Source organism: Sorangium sp. So ce204, assembly GCF_051526795.1.
Lineage (GTDB): Bacteria > Myxococcota_A > Polyangia > Polyangiales > Polyangiaceae > Sorangium > Sorangium cellulosum_B.
This window is the reverse complement of the sequence record NZ_CP150317.1, coordinates 5,071,323-5,087,034: the sequence shown is the minus strand read 5'-3', so window position 1 is coordinate 5,087,034 and position 15,712 is coordinate 5,071,323. Positions and strand designations below refer to the sequence as shown.

Genomic DNA, 15,712 nt, shown 5'->3' with positions numbered 1-15,712 from the left:
GCGTCCGGGTGTTGCTGAGGAAGCAGCCGCGCTGAACCGCTGCTCGGATCCGAGCAGCGCGCGCGGCGAGCGCGCCGGAGGGGCGCCGAGATCCGCGGTCGAGAGCGCGAGCCCCCCCGGCACCGGCGCCGGGGCACGCGTGTTGCAGCGAGCGGCGCGCCAGCACGGCCATCGACCATCCACCGGCGGCCTCGGTGCACCCCTACCCTTCTCCGGAGTCTTCATGACTGACCGTATCGCTCGTCTCAAGGCCTCGCCCTCCGTGGCGGTCAAGGAAAAGCTCGATTACCCCGTCATCGACACGGACATCCACACCAACGATTACTCGCCGGCGCTGGAGGACTTCGTCGCCACGTACGGCGGCGCCAAGCTCGTCGACGATCTGCGCAAGGCGCTGAGCTCCCGCCGCCGCAACGCCGAGAACAGCAGCGGCAAGGACTGGTACAGCCAGACGCCCGAGGAGCGGCAGCACTACCGCACCGTCAGATCGCCGTGGTGGGCGCGGGTGACGCGCAACACGCTGGACGTGGCCACGTACCACCTGCCGGAGCTGCTCGCCGAGCGCCTGGAGGAGCAAGGGTCCGACTACTCGGTCCTGTTCCCGAACAACACCCTCGCGCCGCTCGCCGTGAAGGACCCGGGCGCGCGGCAGGCGCTCCAGCGCGCGATCAACCACTACCACGCGGAGCTGTTTCGCAAGTACAGCGACCGCCTCACCCCTGTCGCCGGCATCCCGCTGAACACGCCCGAGGAGGGCATCGAAGAGCTGGAGTTCGCCGTCAAGAAGCTCGGGCTCAAGGCGATCAACATCGCCGGCGGCGTGCGCCGCCCCATCAAGGCGATCGCGGAGAAGTACCCGCCGGCGCACCACCCGGAGATCGCCAAGTACGCGACGTACATCGACTTCTACGGCATCGACAGCGAGTACGACTACGATCCTTTCTGGGCGAAGGTGGTCGAGCTCGGCGTGCCTGTCCTCACCCATTACGGGAGCCAGGGCTGGACGGGGCGCTCGTCGATCAGCAACTACATGAACAACCACGTCGGCCACTTCGCCGACGGCTCGGAGGCGTTCGCCAAGGCGCTGTTCTTCGGCGGCGTCACCCGCCGCTTCCCGGGGCTGCGCATCGGCATGCTCGAAGGCGGGGCCGACTGGGGCGCGCGGGTCTACATCCACCTGGTCGACCGCTTCCAGAAGCGCGGCCCGGAGGGCCTCAAGCACTACGACCCCGCGGCGACCGACCGCGCGCTCTTCACCGAGCTCTTCCGGCGCTACGGCGCGGATCTCGCAAAGCTCGCAAACGGGCGCTCCATCGAGGGCGAGCAGCTCATCGCCGACACGCTGGGCGCCGGGTACACGAGCGACGCCCGCCAGCCTGCGCCGGAGTACCGCAATGATTTCGAGGCCGCGGGCATCGAGAAGATCGAGGACATCCGCGACCGCTGGGTGAACAACTTCTTCTTCGGATCCGAGTCGGACGACCGAACCATCGCGTCTGCGTTCAACGCCAAGGCAAACCCGCTCGGCGTGAAGATCAACGCCATCTACTCCTCCGACGTCGGCCACTGGGACGTCCCCGACCTGACCGAGGCGCTCGCGGAGAGCTATCGCCTCGTGGAGGAGGGCGTCCTCAGCGCCGAGGACTTCAAGGCCTACGTGTTCGAGAACCCGTACAAGCTCTACACCGAGGCCAACGCGAGCTTCTTCAAGGGCACGCGGGTCGAGGAGAAGCTGAAGCGCAAGGCGTCGAGCGGCGCCGGTGACGAGCGGCGCGGCCCGGGCGCAAGGAGTGAGGGTCTACCCGGCAAGCCGGTCGAAATACGCGCGTAGCGCCGCCCCGTCGAGCCCCGCCCCGAGCGCGAACATCAGCGCGAGCCTCGCCTTGGGCCCCGAGAGCGCGCCCGCGGCGATCACCCCGAGGTCCCGGAGCCGCCGCCCGCCGCCGGGCGCGCCGTACGTCGGCGTGACCCGCCCGCCGGGGCAGCGCGAGCTCAGCACCACCGGCGTGCCGGCCTGCACCAGCGCGCCGATCGCCCCCTCCCAGCTCCCGCAGACGTTCCCCGCGCCCGAGCCCTCGATCACCACCCCGCGCGCCCCGGCCTCAAGGATCGCGCGCAGCAGGAGATCGTCCATCCCGGACGCCATCTTGACGAGGTAGACCCGCGGCTCGGGCTGCGCGAGCGGCAGGGTCGGCGTCCTCGCGGGGCGCGCGTGGACGCGGACGCCCTCGCCGTCGACCCAGCCGAGCGGCCCCACGCCCGGCGAGGCGAACGTGCCGAGCGCGGTCGTGTGGGTCTTCATCACGCACCGGGCCGCGTGGAGCTCGTCGTTCAGCGCGACGAGCACGCCGAGCCCCCGCGCTGACGGCTCGACGGCGATCCGCGCGGCCGAGACGAGGTTGCGCGGGCCGTCGGTCCCCGCGGTGCTCGCGTCCCGCATCGCGCCGGTGAGCACCACCGGGGTGTCCCCGTCGAGCAGCAGATCCAGCGCGAACGCCGTCTCCTCGAGCGTGTCCGTGCCGTGGGTGACGACGGCGCCGGTCACCTCGGGATCGACCTGGAGATCGCGCACGGCGCGCGCGAGCGCCGCGATCCTGTCCGGGCCGAAGTTCCAGCTGCTCTCGAGGCAGAGCTCGGTGACCGCGATCTCGGCGATACGGCCGAGCGCGGGCACGTCGGCGACGAGCTCCTCCGCGCGGACGGCGGGCACGGCGGCGCCCGTCTTCGGATCGACGCGGCTCGCGATGGTGCCGCCGGTGGTGACGAGGTGAACGCGAGGCATGGATGGTTGTCTGCGTGAAGCCGATCACCGCATGTGCGAGAGCGGGAGCCCCGCGACGGGCGCGCGGAACGTGAGGAGGTGGGGCATCGCCAGCGACCCCATGTAACACGTGCGGAGATCGGGGCCGCCGAACGCGATGCTCGTGGGCAGCTGCAGCGTGTTTCCCGCGCAGGCGCCGAGGTCGGCCGGCTCGATGGTGCCGTTCCTCTGCTTCACGGTCATCGCCTTGAGGACGGCAGGGCGCGGATCCTCGAAGACGGTCTGGTAGCTGCCGTCGGGGAAGATGACCGCGAGGCCGTTGCGACAGACGGCCACCACCCAGATGTTGCCCTCGGCGTCGAAGGCGAAGCCATCCATGTACCCGCCGATGCCGAGGCTGTCGGGCCCGAACGGCTCGGGATCGCCGAGGCTGCCGTCGTCGCGCACCGGGAACCGGAGGAGGCGGCCGGGGACGGTCTCGACGGCGTACAGGAACCGCTCGTCGGCGTCGAGGCGCACCTCGTTCGTCAAGCTGAGGCCGTCGGCCACGATGCGGGCGCCCTTCTCGTCGACGAGCGCGATGTACCCGTCGCGGACGCCGCCCACGACCGCGGGCCACCACGGGAGATGCCGTGTCGTGACCGAGATCCAGAGGCGATCCCGCGAGTCGATGAAGCAGAAGTTCACCGCGCCGAGCGGCTTGCCGTCGATGGAGTCGAGGAGGACCTCGGACCGGCCGTCGCGGTGGAGCTTGTGGATCTTGCCGCCGGACATGCTGGCGACGATGAGGTTGCCCTGCCGATCCATCGCCATCCCGTTCGGCTCGGGCACCTCCGGGCCGAGGGTCGCCTGCCTGCCATCGGGCTCGATGCGCGTCGCGATGCCGCGAGCGTCCGAGGTCCAGAGCGTGCCGCCGGGCTCGACGATCACGCACTCCGGCCGGACAAGGCCTTGCCCGACGTACTCGATCCGAGACAGCTCGAGGGTGAAACCCCTGACAGATGACATCCAACGACCTCCCGGCACGGCGCCGCGCCGCGCCCGCTCGACGCGCGCGAGCATAACACCCCCTCGCCGACGGGGGCATCTCGTTCAGGCGCGCCGCCCCGGGCCGACAGGCTCGGGAACGCGACAGCTCAGGAGTTCGCCTTGAGCGCGGTGAACTCGCCTGGATCGTGGATGGTGGGGGGATTGACCCCGCCGCCGATGAAGTCCTCCGTCCGGTCGTACATGCCGTAGTGGGTCACCGGCGCCGAACCGCCCCGCGCCGGGAAGCCATCCGGGCCTGCCTTGACCCCGAGGGCGTTCATCAAGCTGCAGAAGTACTTGTTGATCGGCGCGTTGGCGAGCGACGGATCGGTCCCCGTCTCCTGGGACATCGCGTCGACCTTGTTCGACGTGCCCTCGGTACACGTGCCCTCGCTGTTGCCGGTCGTGAGATCGGGCGAGCCGTCATCGACGTTCACGGCCCAGCCGGTCTTGAAATAGCCGCCGGCGCTGCCGGCCTGGACGATCGGCAGGTTGTTGAGGTTGCGGGCGCAGCCGTCCGACACGTCCTGGAACCAGACGGCCGCGCAGCTGTCGAGCAGCGTCCCGTCGCCCTCCTCGATCCGGTCCAGCTGCTCGACGAGGTGGGCGAATTTCCTCGCATAGTAGTCGTCGATCGCGAGGAGCATGTCGATCGCACCGGGGACACAGGTGCCCGTCATGCCCGCATTGTCCAGGCGACGCGAGAGGCTGGCGCTCTCGTACGTCACGCCGAGCCCCTTGAAGACGTAGTTCCCGGGGTATTTCAGGAAGATGACGGGGTTCGCGTTGCACGCCGCCGCCAGCACGGCGAGGTTCGAACAGAGGTCCGCTCCGTCCAGCGTGTCCGAGATTCGCCGCGTCAGCTTGTCGTCGGCGCTCGGGGCCGTGCCCCACAGGCTGATGTTCTCTTGCGTCGCGCCGAGCGCCGTGGCGAGGGCCGTGTCGCACTGCGCAGAACCCACCACGTTTCCTGTCGCGTGGATGAGCTCCTTCCAGGCCGAGAGCTTCTGCTTGTCGGCACGGCTCATGTCGAACCGCTCGAGCCTCTGCAGATCATCCTTCACGATGTCGAGCACGCTCTTGCCGCGCATCGCCGCGTAGGTGTCCGGAGACGGCGGCTTCCCCGGCTCGAAGAGGCCCGTGAGGCTGCTGAAGAGCTGCGACGGGTTGAGGCCCCTGAAGAGGGTCTCGGCGGCGGAGTAGGAGATCGCCATCTGAGGGCTTTCATTCTGACCAGCCGTGGTCAAGAGCAACGGAGTGCCTTGCGGGCTGAGCTGTCGTGCGATGACGTGGTCCAGCGAGGGACCGGTCGGCATCGCGTTGAACTTCGTCGCGGCGTCGAAGCTGAACGGGTCGTCGCTGTTGGGAGTGACCGGGTGGCAAGTGAAGTACGACCCGACCACCTGCGTGTGCGGATCGTTCCCCTGCCCCCGCTCCATCGTCGCCGTCCACTCGTTCATCGCGCGGATGCCTCGGGGCATGAGGAGCTTGTCGACGTGAGGCGCCAGGTGCTTGAGCGTCGTCGACTGGAGGTCCGCGGCGGTGAGCGGGCCGTGCGACTTCTTCGGGAACCACCGCGTCGTGATGCAGCCATAGGGCGTGAACATCACGATCAGCCGCTTCGGCGGCGTGGCCGGCTGCGCCATCACGGAGCGGTCGAGGATCGAGCCGAGGAACGGCGCCGCGACGCAAGCTCCGCCCAGCCCCCGGAGGAAAATTCTTCGGTTCATGCGCTTTGACATGGTCGTATTTTTCCCGCCTCAGTGAAGGCAAAACGCCCGGCTGCCACTCGGAACGCCCTCGGATGCCCGAGTTTGGCACGGATCCATCCCCCATAATCCCCGCGGGCCCGTGAACGTATTTGGAATTCGCTCGGCGGGGCGCGTTGGGCGAGCGGAAAGATGCCCCGCCGCTCGCCGCGCGACGCGGCAGCCCGACACGTCGCGGCAGTCCTCAGAGAGCGATCTTGGATCAGGGCGTCGGGGTGCCCTCGCAGTACTGCGCGGGCAAACAATTGCGCTTACCGCAGATGTCGGCATCTCGGTCACGCTCAGGGCACGAAGCCCGCCCCCTCCACCCCACCGGGCACGGCGAGCGGGCCGCCGAAGCGGACAACGTGACGGCCCGCCTCTCGCGCGGCGCGCGGGCGGCCCAGGCGCCCCTGCGCGCGCTCGGCGTCAACCGGCCGCTCGAGCTCGCTATGCTCCCGGCGCAGCACGCCGCAAGGGCCATTCCCTCGAGTCCCGATCTTTTTCCATGAGATGTTCTCCAACCCTCCCGATCAGAGGTTTCAAACAAATTCTGGCAATTCTCAGCCATGACACGCAATGGGCTAAACCCGTGATTCAGCGGGAGCGCTCCCGTCCGGCCCATCGCTTTTCTGGCTCACGACGCGTGAAGCCCCCTTTTCGCCGTCGCCGGCTGTGCAATGGATCTGCGCGTCGATGCCGCTCGTCTTTCTGCCAGGCGATCTCCGCTTCTTCCTCTGGGACGACACGGCCGTGGATCAGCTCGCGGCCCGGTCGCTCGGCGCGACGGCCCCGGCGGAGGCGGTCGTGGTCTCCGAGGCGGGCCGCGCCGGGAGGAGGGCTGGGCAGGCCGCGCCGCTCCTCGACGGCCTGGCCGCGCTCGCCAGCATGGCCCAGGACGACCTCGAGCGAGCGCCGCCGTCCGTCGCCACATGGAGCCTTGCGAGCAAGCTCGCGCTCGATCTCGTGGTGCGGGAGCGGGTCGTGCCCCGCGTGGTGCCGGCCGGCGCCACGCAGGGGCGCACGGAGGCCCGCTGGGCGGTGTCGCTCGCCGCCCCGGAGGACGCCGCGCGCGTCGCGGCGCTCGCCCGCGCCATGCCGCCGGCCGCGCACGCGGTGCCGGCGGGCGCGCACACCGCGCACGAGGGCCGCGGGCGCTCCCGGGCGCCCGCCGCCGCGGAGGTCTGGTCCGCCGAGGCCCTGCTGCGCGCCTTCCTGGACGCCGCGGCCGACGCGCTCGCGCGCGGCGCCGCCGCGGATCGTCCGGCGCGCGCGCCGCGTCCCGCGCGCGCCCCGTGGGAGCGCCGGCTGGTGCTCGCCCTGACGGGCCCGCGGCCCGCCTTCGCCGCGGAAGGGCTCGCCGAGCGCGCGCTCGTGGCCGATCTCGACGCGTGGGTCCGGCCCGCGCTCGGCGCGTGCGACGCGCTGCGCGCCTGCTTCCGGCTGGAGCTGCCCCAGGGCGACCGCGGCTTCGTGCTCCGCTTCCTGCTGCAGGCGACCGACGATCCCAGCCTGCTCGTGCCCGCCGCCGACGTGTGGAAGACCCAGGGGCGCACGCTGAAGGCGCTCGGGCGCGCGTTCTCCGGCGCCGAGGAGGTCCTCCTCGGCGCGCTCGGCGCCGCCGCGCGGCGCTTCGCGCCGATCGCCCGGGCCCTCGGCGAGGCGCGGCCGGAGCACGTGGACCTCGATCCCGCGGAGGCGTGGGACTTCCTCGCGCAGGCCGCGCCGGCGCTGGGCGAGGCCGGGTTCGGCGTGGTCGTGCCGGGCGAGCTCCTCGCCTCGGGGCAGCGCCGCCTGCGCCTCCGCATGCGCGTCGGCGCGGCGCGCCGCACCGCGGGCGTCGTCGCGGGCAGCGCCGGGCTCGGCCTCGACGAGGCGCTCGATTTCGCGTGGGAGGCGGCGCTCGGCGACGAGGCGCTCTCCGCGCGCGAGCTCGCCGCCCTCGCGCGGCAGAAATCGCCGCTCGTCCGGCACCGCGGGGCCTGGGTGGTCGTGGTCCCCGAGGAGCTCGCCGAGATAGCGCGGCGCCTCGAGGCCGGCGGCGGCCGCATCCCGGCGCGCGAGGCGCTGGAGGGCGCGCTCGCGGGCGAGGCCCGCGTCGACGGCCTTGTCGTCCCCGTGGTCGCCGAGGGCGCGCTCGCGCGCGCGATGGAGCGGCTCCGCTCGGGCGCCGAGCGCGCCGCCGCGCCGCCCGCGGGGTTCGTGGGGACGCTGCGCCCGTACCAGGCGCGCGGCGTCGCCTGGCTGCAGACGATGGCGAGCCTCGGCCTGGGCGCCTGCCTGGCCGACGACATGGGCCTCGGCAAGACCGTCCAGCTGCTGGCGTTCCTCGTCGGCCGGCGCGCGGCGGCGCCCGAGGACGCGCGCCCGACGCTGCTCGTCGCCCCGACGTCGGTCGTCGGCAACTGGGAGCGGGAAGCGGCGCGCTTCGCCCCTGCCCTGCCCCTCGTGCGGCACTACGGCGAGGGGCGCGCCCGCTCGGCCGAGGAGCTCGCGTCGCGGGCGTCCGGCGCGAGCGAGCGGCCCGCCGAGGGCGGCGACGGCGGCGCGCGCCGCGCGGGAGGCGGGCTCGTCCTGACCACGTACGGCCTGCTCCGCCGCGACGCCGCGGCGCTCGCCGGCGTGGACTGGGCCGCGGTCGTGCTGGACGAGGCGCAGAACATCAAGAACGCCTCGTCGCGCACCGCCCGCGCCGCGCGCGCGCTCCGCGCCCCGCACCGCGTCGCGCTGACCGGAACGCCCGTCGAGAACCGCCTCGCCGAGCTCTGGTCGATCCTCGAGTTCGCGAACCCCGGCCTGCTCGGCCCGCTCGAGGCGTTCCGGCGCGCCTACGCGGTGCCCATCGAGCGCTACGGCGACCGCAAGGCCGCAGAGCGGCTCCGGCGCGTCGCCGGGCCGTTCTTGCTGCGACGCGTCAAGAGCGATCCCGCCGTGCTCCAGGACCTTCCGCCGAAGGACGAGGCCAGGGTCTTCTGCACGCTCACGCGCGAGCAGGTGACGCTCTACCAGGCGGCGCTCGACGAGGCGATGCGCCGCATCGAGGAGGCCGAGGGCATCGAGCGGCGCGGGCTCGTGCTCTCGCTGCTGACGGTGCTCAAGCAGATCTGCAACCATCCGGCGCAGTGCCTCGGGGAGGCGGGGCCGCTCGCGGGCCGGTCCGGCAAGCTCGCGCGCCTCACCGAGATGCTCGAGGAGGCGCTCGCGGCGGGCGATCGCGCGCTCGTGTTCACGCAGTTCCGCGAGATGGGCGACCGGCTGGTCCGGCACCTCGCGCCTTCGCTCGACGCGGAGGTCCTCTTCCTGCACGGCGGCACGCCGAGGCTCGCGCGGGACGAGATGGTGCGGCGGTTCCAGGACGATCCGCGGGGGCCGCGCGTGTTCGTGCTCTCGCTGAAGGCCGGCGGCGCGGGGCTCAACCTGACGGCGGCGAGCCACGTGTTCCACTTCGATCGCTGGTGGAACCCCGCGGTCGAGGACCAGGCGACGGACCGCGCGCACCGGATCGGGCAGCGGCGCGCGGTGCAGGTCCACAAGCTCGTCTGCGCGGGCACCGTGGAGGAGAAGATCGACCGGATGCTGGAGCAGAAGCGCGATCTGGCGGCGCAGGTGGTGGGCCAGGGCGAGGCGTGGATCACCGAGCTCGACGACGCGGCGCTGCGCGAGCTGTTCGCGCTGTCGAGGGACGCCGTGACCGGCGCGGGCGAGCTGGACGACCGCGAGGAGCCGGAATGAGCCCGCCGGCGCGATGGGCGCCGTTCCCCCGGGAGGCCGGGCCGAAGCCGCCGCCGCCGGCGCGAGGCATCCGGATGAAGCGGGCCGGCGCGACCTGGTGGGGCAAGCGCTGGGTGGAGGCGCTGGAGCGGATGGCGCCCGACGACGCGGGCCGCCTCGCGCGCGGGCGCACGTACGCGCGCACGGGGAGGACGCACGATCTCACGGTGAAGCCCGGCCTCGTGACCGCGCGCGTGACCGGCTCGCAGCCGAGGCCGTACAAGGTGATCCTCACGATCGCGCGGCTCGACGACGCCACCTGGGCGAAGGTGATCGCCGCCATGGCGAAGCGGGCGAGCTTCGCGGCGGAGCTCCTCGCGGGCCAGATGCCGGAGGACATCGAGTCCGCGTTCCAGAGCGCCGGGACGAGCCTGTTTCCGGAGCGGCCGGAGGACCTCACCACGGCCTGCTCGTGCCCCGACATGGCGAACCCCTGCAAGCACGTCGCGGCGACGCACTACGTGCTCGGGGAGGCGTTCGACAAGGACCCCTTCCTGCTGTTCGAGCTGCGCGGGCGCACGCGCGAGCAGGTGATCGAGGCGATCCGCGCCGCGCGGGGCGCCCCCGCGCGCGCGCGGGCCAAGCGGGCGGGCGCCGGCAAAGGCGCTTCCTGCGCCGGAGGCGCGCCGGCGATCGCGACGGTGACGCCCGGCAAGATGGCGGCGAAGGACTACGACGCCTGGCGCGAGGCGCCGCCGGCGCTCGACGTGACGCTGGAGCCGCCCGCGGCGCACGCGGCGCTCCTGTCCCAGCTCGGCGTGCCGCCGGGCTGGACCGAGGAGCGCTCTCCGGCGGATCTCTTCGGACCGCTCCTCCGGGCGGCGTCGGAGCGGGCGCGGGAGATCGCGATGGCGGAGGGCGCGCCGCGGGGGCGAGGGCGCGGCTGAGCCGCGCGTCAGCAGTTCCGCGCGGCGGCGGCCCCCGCCCGGGACGCGGCGGCGCGCACGGCCGCCCGCTCCGACTCGGAGAGCACGACGTTCAGCTCGAGCACGTCGCAATCGCCGCTCCGCTCCACGTTCACGCTCACCTGGTCCAGGTCGATCCGCTCGTACTTCGAGATGACCTGGAGCAGCTCCTGCTTGAGCCGCGGAAGATAGTCCGGCTCGCCCGTCTGGCGCACGCGCTCGCGCGCCACGATGATCTGCAGGCGCTCCTTCGCCACGGTCGCCGACTTCGGCTGCGACCTACGGAAATAGTCCATGATCGACATGGCAGAACTCCCTCAGACGGTCGCCGCCTGGCCGCCAAAAATCCGGCTGAAGAACCCCTTCTTGGCCGGCTCCAGGAAGCGGTGGGGGCGGTCCGCGCCAAGGAAGCGCTGGACCACGTCGAGGTAGGCCTGCGCCGCGTCGCTCGTCGGATCGAGCACCACGGGCGTCCCGGCGTTCGACGCCTGGAGCACCGCCTGCGACTCCGGGATCACGCCGAGCAGCGGGATGCCGAGGAGCTCGAGCACGTCCTGGTGCGCCAGCATCTCGCCCTTGGCGACGCGCGCGGGCGCGTACCGCGTGAGCAAGAGGTGCGTCTTCACCGGCGCCTCGCCGAGCTCCGCCCTGCGGGTCTTCGCGTCCAGGAGGCCGAGCACGCGATCCGAGTCCCGCACCGAGGAGACCTCGGGGTTCGTCACCACGATCGCCTCGTCGGCGAAATACATCGCCATCTGCGCGCCCCACTCGATGCCCGCCGGCGAGTCGCAGAAGATGTACTCGAAGCCCGCGCCCCGCAGCTCGTCGAGGATGCGCCCGACGCCGTCGAGCGTGAGGGCGTCCTTGTCCCGCGTCTGCGACGCGGGGAGCACGTAGAGCGAATCGAGCCTCTTGTCGCGGATCACCGCCTGACGGAGCGTCGCCTCTCCGCGAATCACGTTGACGAGATCGTAGACCACGCGCCGCTCGCACCCCATCACGAGATCGAGGTTGCGGAGCCCCACGTCGAAGTCGATGGCGATCGTCTTGCAACCGACGGCCGCGATGCCGGACGCGAGGTTTGCGGTCGTGGTGGTCTTGCCGACTCCGCCTTTGCCCGAGGTGACGACGACTACCTTTGACACCAGAAACCTCCTTACGATGGTTCGAGAGACGTGGCCTGTCCTACGGCCGAGCCCGCGCAGATGCCCCGCCTCCCGGCGTTGAGGGGGCGGCGTCGACGTGATGGGAGCTCGGCGCCCACCCGATTCCATTGAGGCCGGGGACGCGCTCGACTGGGTACGTCATCGCGAACCGAACGAACAACTTTTTCGCGACGAAACTTGCAGCGTAACCCGGCCGTCGGTCTGGATCCAAGTTACCTACATGTAGGTGCTCCCTGCCGGCGGGCCGTCGTGCGTCGTGCCGCCGCTGCCCGACGCGTCGAAGCTCCCGTCGGTGAAGCAGTCGGCAACAACGGTCGCCCCGGCGCTGGCAAGCATTCTCCACCTCCTTCCGCGACGGACGGCGACCTGGCAGACACGCGCCGTCGGCGCGAGGCGAGGTGTGTAATCATGCTTCCAAGGCGCCCCTGCGCGTGGCGCCTTCAGCCGAGAGCTCCCACCTAGCCCTCACGCCACTCCTCATCGCCGCTTCTCCGCGCCTATTGACAGTCACTTCGTCGACGTCGTATCTCAAAATTGCAAACATGGGTTTCAGGACGCCCACGACGTTGCAATGCGCCCGTCGAACCGACATGGTGTTCGTTCATCGCAGATGTCGGCTCCACTGTATGGAGACCAGGATGCTGGTGGGACTCGCGTCCCAGATCTCGGCATCGTGCTCGCCGGCCGCCGAGGAGGGAATGTCATGAAGATGACAGGACGATGCTGGATGACGGCCCTCGGGCTCACGCTGATGACGGCGGCGTGCGCGGCAGAGGACGCCGCCCAGTCGGACAAGCCGACCGAGGAGATCATAGAGATCAGGCGAGACCGGACTCCGGTCACCGAGTTCACGCCAACGGAGCTCGAGGCGAGGATCGACGACCTCGTCAAGGCGATCAACCAGAGTGGGCTCAAGCCGATCGAGATGGTGGTCCTGCTGAAGCACCTCTCCACCTTCTTCGAGCCGATCGCCACCGGCGCGAACCGAGCCATGGGGGAGCTCGAGGCCGTGGGGAACGTGCTCGGCCCCAGCACGCAGATGACCACGGACGACGGTACGGCGTCGCAGAACCTCCAGAATCAACAGATCGCGAACGCGATAGAGGATGGCGTCCAGGGCCTCGGCATATCGCCCTACGACGTCCTCAACGAGCCCTCCGTCAAGGAAGCCGTGAAGCAGAAGCTGCACGTGGTGACGTTCGACACCGATCTGAAGGACTCGGGGCGCACGCTCTACGTCGGGGCCATCCAGAAGGAAGCCGGCGCCAAGGCGGCGCAGGCCCTCCTCGATTCCAAGATCAAAGATGACGAAATCCCAGCCTTGCCCCCCCCGCCAGGGACAATCTTGGTCCACGGCGACGCGTCAACGCAGTGGTACGACGGGTCCCAGCGAACGTTCGGCGTCCTGGATGTGCTCGGGCAGACCGGTTACACGGCGCAGGTGGTCCAGGCCGTCTTCATCAACGGTCAGGAAGGCTATGACGTCGATCAGCTGAAGACCCAGATCCTGAACGCGAACCCGCCCGTCGTGGGCATGATCGGCGTGTTCAACATCTCGTATCGGTGCGTGATGGCCGCAGAAGACACCGGCAGGCTGGACATCCCCATCGTCACGTTCGACTTCGATCCGAAGACCGTCGAGTACATGCAGAAGAAGCGCATCAAGGCGACGGTCGTCCAGCGGCAGTACTACGAGGGGTACCTCGTGCCCTACATTCTCTATGGCATCCAGCACATCGGCCTCGAAGCGACGAAGCAGATCCTCGGTCCGCTCATGGTCGACGAGAAAGGGATGCCCGACGAGCACCGGGTGAACATCGGCGTCGACGTTGTTCCCGCGAACAAGTTCCAGGCCTACAACGACTTCCTCGACCAGATCGGCTCGATCCAGTAGCGGCGCCGTGGATGGCGGCGGGCTCGCGTCGAGGTTCCACCCCGGCGCCGCGGGGGCCGTGGGGTAGACTGGGCTCATGACCGTCATCCGCTTCTATCGCTCCGGCGACGCTCACGGGTTCTTCTCCAACTTCTCGCGCCACCCGGTCACGCTCAAAGGCAAGGTGTGGCCCACGAGCGAGCACTACTTCCAGGCCCAGAAGTTCCCCGGCACCGAGCACGAGGAGGTGATCCGCAACGCCTCCGGCCCCGGCGAGGCGGCCCGCATGGGCCGGCAGCGGAGCCGCCCGCTGCGCCCCGACTGGGAGCAGGTCAAAGACGATGTCATGCGCGAGGTGGTGCTGGCGAAGTTCACCCAGCACGAGGATCTCCGGCGCGCCCTGCTCGACACCGGGGACGCGGAGCTGGTCGAGCACACAGCGAACGACGCCTACTGGGCCGACGGCGGCGACGGGAGCGGGCGGAACATGCTGGGCATCATCCTGATGGAGGTCCGCGCGCAGCTGCGCCGCTGACGCGCCAGGGCGGCCCTCTCTCCCCGGACGGCCCTGGATCGCTGGCGATGAGCAGGGCGCGCGCGGCGACCGGGGCAAGCGCTTGCCGGCTGCTCGGGCGCTTTGGCGGAGACGCCTGCGCCGGTCGGGTGTACCACAGCGCACGTCCACGAGGAGAACCCCCCTGTCCATGCGCCTGGCGTTTCCCCGACTTGTCACCGTGGCCGGGCTGGTCGCGCTCGCGTCGTGCGGAGGGCCCCCCGCGGCGACGCCGCCGCGCTCGGCCGCGACCCCGGCGCTCGCGGGGACCACGCCGCCAGCGGGCCCCGAGATGCCGCGAAGCGTGGAGTCGCTCGTCGACGTCATCCCCGGCGACGCGGTGCTGGTCGCGAGCGTCCCGCAGGCCGGCGCGCTCCTCGCCGGCGCTGCGCCGGTCCTCCGGGAGGATCTCCTCGCGGAGGTCACGGCGGTCCTGGCGCGCCAGCCCGGCCTGAGCCCTGACCTCGCCCGAGATCTGATGGCATCGTTCGACGGCGCCACGGTGTTTGTCGGGGGCGAGGCGGCTCCGCGCGACTCCCTGGGGGCGCTCGTCGAGCGCGGCTGCGTGGCGGCGCGGTTCCGCGACGGCGCCCCGGTCGAGCGGCTGCTGAAGGAGCTGCCGCGCGAGGCCGGCGAGGGCCGGTTCGCGCTCCGAGGCGACGAGGACGACGTGATCGCCCACGGCGCGTGGCTCGCCGGGGCGCGGGTCGCCCTCGTCTGCGCCCGGCCGGAGCCGCTGTCGAGGGCCCTGCGCGTCGCGGGCCAGCGCGAGCCGTCGTTCAAGACGTCCGCGCTCTTCCAGGCCGAGCGCGCGAAGGATCCCTGGCTCGCGATCGACCTCCACCGGGTACAAGGCGGCGGCGCGGCCGGCCCCGAGCCCGGCTCGCGGCTCTTCATCGCCCTTCCCATCAGCCAGGACGCGCCCGGGCTCCGCGTGGAGCTCGAGCTTTACGGACCGGAAGTTCCCGCGCTCGGCACGGTGCTCGCGGCGACGGACCATGCCGCCGTGGCGAAGCTGCCCCAGGGAGCGCTCGTGACGTTCGGGCTGTCCCTTCAGCGGTCGCCGGGAAAGACGGTGAGCGACGTCCTCGGCGCCTTCGACCGGTTCGCCGGCGAGCCTGCCGCGGCGTCGGCTGCGGCCGCGCTCGCCGAGGTGGGGCTCGAGCTCGGCGATGTGGACAGGGCGCTCGGCGGCGAGGCCGCTGTCGGGATCTACCGCGATCCGAAGCACAAGCTCGGCCTCGCGGGCGCCGGGCGCGCCGAGGTGCTCAGGCACGGCGCCGTGCTGATCGCGCTGGCGACCGCGGATGAGGCAGCGCAAAAGAAGGTGTTCGGCGCGGTCGCCGCGCACATGAAGCGGACAACGAAGAAGCTCAGGGCCAAGCCCGGGTCGCTCGCGCAAGATCTCGATGGCGGCAACGAGCTGAGGGCCGAGACCCGGCCTGGGTTCATCCTGATCGGCGCGGGCGACCGCAGGTACCTCGCCCAGGTCGCCGCGCGCTTCGGGAAGGACAAGGAATCGCTGGCCGCGACCCCATCGTCCGCCGAGGCCCGGGCGCTCGCGAAGGGCGCCTCGCATCTGCAGGTGTACATCGACCGTCAGGCGTTCGCTGGAATGCTCGAGGGCCCTGTGGCGGCGAGCTTCGGCGCGCTCGGCAACTCGCCGACGCTGGTCTCGCTCGCGCTCGCGCCGAGCGACCGCGGGCTGGATCTCACGCTGAGCGGCCATGGCGGGGTCGAGATCCTCGGCGCGAGCGCCGCGCTCGCCGTCGCCGGCGTCAGGCGTTACATCAACGCCGCGAAGGCAGCGGCGGCGGACGAGCCGGAGTAACGCGCCGGCGCCGCGCCTGATGCTCATCCTCAGGGACAGCCATGCTCCACCGCAGATGGCTGTCGTGCGACCGAG

The 15,712-nt window shown here is 71.3% G+C and carries 11 protein-coding genes; 6 read left to right on the top strand and 5 right to left on the bottom strand.

Annotated elements, in window-relative coordinates; genetic code table 11:
• The first annotated feature begins 223 nt into the window (after positions 1 to 223).
• Entirely contained in the window at positions 224 to 1,831 is a 1,608-nt protein-coding gene (locus tag WMF22_RS18835) for an amidohydrolase family protein (RefSeq protein WP_438036599.1), read from the top strand.
• On the opposite strand, the gene WMF22_RS18830 is transcribed toward WMF22_RS18835, so the two are convergent.
• From WMF22_RS18830 to WMF22_RS18820, 3 genes are all read right to left on the bottom strand, one after another.
• On the bottom strand, positions 1,799 to 2,782 hold the full coding sequence (locus WMF22_RS18830) for an asparaginase (RefSeq protein ID WP_438036598.1): 984 nt from the start codon (positions 2,780 to 2,782) through the stop codon (positions 1,799 to 1,801). The genes WMF22_RS18835 and WMF22_RS18830 overlap by 33 nt on opposite strands.
• 24 nt (positions 2,783 to 2,806) lie before the next feature.
• Positions 2,807 to 3,769, bottom strand: a complete 963-nt coding sequence (locus WMF22_RS18825) for an SMP-30/gluconolactonase/LRE family protein (protein WP_438036597.1) — start codon at positions 3,767 to 3,769, stop codon at positions 2,807 to 2,809.
• A gap of 128 nt (positions 3,770 to 3,897) precedes the next feature.
• Positions 3,898 to 5,520: a DUF1552 domain-containing protein gene (locus WMF22_RS18820; protein WP_437300439.1), complete on the bottom strand. Its 1,623-nt coding sequence runs from the start codon at positions 5,518 to 5,520 to the stop codon at positions 3,898 to 3,900.
• 714 nt (positions 5,521 to 6,234) lie between these two features.
• Between WMF22_RS18820 and WMF22_RS18815 the strand changes: the two genes are divergently transcribed.
• Positions 6,235 to 9,270: an SNF2-related protein gene (locus WMF22_RS18815; protein WP_438036596.1), complete on the top strand. Its 3,036-nt coding sequence runs from the start codon at positions 6,235 to 6,237 to the stop codon at positions 9,268 to 9,270.
• Positions 9,267 to 10,196 (top strand): SWIM zinc finger family protein, encoded by a 930-nt coding sequence (locus WMF22_RS18810; RefSeq protein ID WP_438036595.1) that lies wholly within the window; start codon positions 9,267 to 9,269, stop codon positions 10,194 to 10,196. The genes WMF22_RS18815 and WMF22_RS18810 overlap by 4 nt, the downstream gene beginning before the upstream one ends.
• Positions 10,197 to 10,204: 8 nt before the next feature.
• Here WMF22_RS18810 and minE read toward each other — a convergent pair whose 3' ends face one another.
• Both minE and minD read right to left on the bottom strand, forming a co-directional pair.
• Entirely contained in the window at positions 10,205 to 10,519 is a 315-nt protein-coding gene (gene minE, locus WMF22_RS18805) for a cell division topological specificity factor MinE (protein WP_437300436.1), read from the bottom strand.
• 12 nt (positions 10,520 to 10,531) lie between these two features.
• Positions 10,532 to 11,359, bottom strand: coding sequence for a septum site-determining protein MinD (minD, locus tag WMF22_RS18800; protein WP_437300435.1), 828 nt, complete (start codon positions 11,357 to 11,359; stop codon positions 10,532 to 10,534).
• A 724-nt stretch (positions 11,360 to 12,083) separates the two neighbouring features.
• On the opposite strand from minD, the gene WMF22_RS18795 reads away from it, so the two are divergent.
• The 3 genes from WMF22_RS18795 to WMF22_RS18785 all read left to right on the top strand — a co-directional run bounded on the left by WMF22_RS18795 (position 12,084) and on the right by WMF22_RS18785 (position 15,637).
• Positions 12,084 to 13,274 carry a sugar ABC transporter substrate-binding protein gene (locus tag WMF22_RS18795; RefSeq protein WP_438036594.1) on the top strand — a complete coding sequence of 397 codons (1,191 nt, stop codon included), beginning with the start codon at positions 12,084 to 12,086 and terminating at the stop codon, positions 13,272 to 13,274.
• A 76-nt stretch (positions 13,275 to 13,350) separates the two neighbouring features.
• The gene (locus WMF22_RS18790; RefSeq protein WP_437300433.1) at positions 13,351 to 13,788 is read left to right on the top strand and encodes an NADAR family protein; all 438 of its coding nucleotides are present in this window, start codon (positions 13,351 to 13,353) and stop codon (positions 13,786 to 13,788) included.
• A 169-nt stretch (positions 13,789 to 13,957) separates the two neighbouring features.
• Entirely contained in the window at positions 13,958 to 15,637 is a 1,680-nt protein-coding gene (locus tag WMF22_RS18785; protein ID WP_438036593.1) for a hypothetical protein, read from the top strand.
• Positions 15,638 to 15,712 lie beyond the last annotated feature (75 nt).

What these genes read in the sequence shown, in the direction of transcription:
- WMF22_RS18790 (WP_437300433.1), top strand. Translation starts at nt 13,351, where the DNA reads ATGACCGTCATCCGCTTCTATCGCTCCGGCGACGCTCACGGGTTCTTC.
- WMF22_RS18815 (WP_438036596.1), top strand. Translation starts at nt 6,235, where the DNA reads ATGCCGCTCGTCTTTCTGCCAGGCGATCTCCGCTTCTTCCTCTGGGAC.
- WMF22_RS18825 (WP_438036597.1), bottom strand. Translation starts at nt 3,769, where the DNA reads ATGTCATCTGTCAGGGGTTTCACCCTCGAGCTGTCTCGGATCGAGTAC.
- minE (WP_437300436.1), bottom strand. Translation starts at nt 10,519, where the DNA reads ATGTCGATCATGGACTATTTCCGTAGGTCGCAGCCGAAGTCGGCGACC.
- WMF22_RS18830 (WP_438036598.1), bottom strand. Translation starts at nt 2,782, where the DNA reads ATGCCTCGCGTTCACCTCGTCACCACCGGCGGCACCATCGCGAGCCGC.
- WMF22_RS18820 (WP_437300439.1), bottom strand. Translation starts at nt 5,520, where the DNA reads ATGAACCGAAGAATTTTCCTCCGGGGGCTGGGCGGAGCTTGCGTCGCG.
- WMF22_RS18795 (WP_438036594.1), top strand. Translation starts at nt 12,084, where the DNA reads ATGAAGATGACAGGACGATGCTGGATGACGGCCCTCGGGCTCACGCTG.
- WMF22_RS18785 (WP_438036593.1), top strand. Translation starts at nt 13,958, where the DNA reads ATGCGCCTGGCGTTTCCCCGACTTGTCACCGTGGCCGGGCTGGTCGCG.
- WMF22_RS18835 (WP_438036599.1), top strand. Translation starts at nt 224, where the DNA reads ATGACTGACCGTATCGCTCGTCTCAAGGCCTCGCCCTCCGTGGCGGTC.
- WMF22_RS18810 (WP_438036595.1), top strand. Translation starts at nt 9,267, where the DNA reads ATGAGCCCGCCGGCGCGATGGGCGCCGTTCCCCCGGGAGGCCGGGCCG.